1 protein-coding gene is annotated in these 704 nt (G+C 64.5%); it reads right to left on the reverse strand.

Going from position 1 to position 704, the window contains the following annotated elements; translation table 11 throughout:
- On the reverse strand, positions 1–704 hold a 704-nt coding region (locus tag D6877_RS05460), incomplete at both ends, for an AraC family transcriptional regulator ligand-binding domain-containing protein (protein WP_130910106.1).

Here is a 704-nt window from a genome sequence, read left to right on the forward strand (position 1 = left end):
GCGAATCCCAGCAGATAGCTGACTTCACTCAACGAGCACTGCGGGTCACGCAGGTGCAGCAGCGCGAGATTTTCGCGGCTTTCGTTGAGCAGGGTGTCGAAGCGGCAACCTTCATCCGCCAGATGCCGTTGCAGGCTGCGCAGGCTCAGGTGCAAGGCCTGGGCGATGCGTTCGGCGCTCGGTTCGCCTTCGGGCAGTTGTTCTTCAATGGCATCGCGCACCTTGCGCTCCCAGGTCAGCGGTTTGAGCTGGGCGAGGGTGCGTTTGAGTACGGCTTCGTTGTGTTCGGCCAGTTCCGGGTTGGCGTCGTCGAGGTGGCTGTCGAAGTCGCTGAGGGCGAATTCCAGGCGGTCTTCGGCGGCGCAAAAATGCACCGGCGCGCGGAAGACTTTGTGCCATTGCTGGGCATCGCTCGGTTCGGGGCGGCGCAAGTACACCGCCAGCGGTGCGTAGTCACGGCCGAGGCGATTGCGGCAGGTGCGCACGTAGATCGCCGCGAAGGCGTCGATGGCTTCGACGGCCGGCGCCGGGTTGCCGGGCGGGATTTTCAGGCGGAATTGATAGCGGTCTTCGCTGCGGCTCAGCTCCAGTTCCAGCGCATCGCTGACCACCGGGTGATAGCGCACGATGCGTTCGAACACTTCGCGCAAGCTGCCGCTGGCCACCAGCGCATAACCGAGCGCGTGGAAGGTGGTCGGGCTGAC

The organism is Pseudomonas sp. Sample_9 (assembly GCF_004307535.1).
GTDB classification, from domain to species: domain Bacteria; phylum Pseudomonadota; class Gammaproteobacteria; order Pseudomonadales; family Pseudomonadaceae; genus Aquipseudomonas; species Aquipseudomonas mercuritolerans.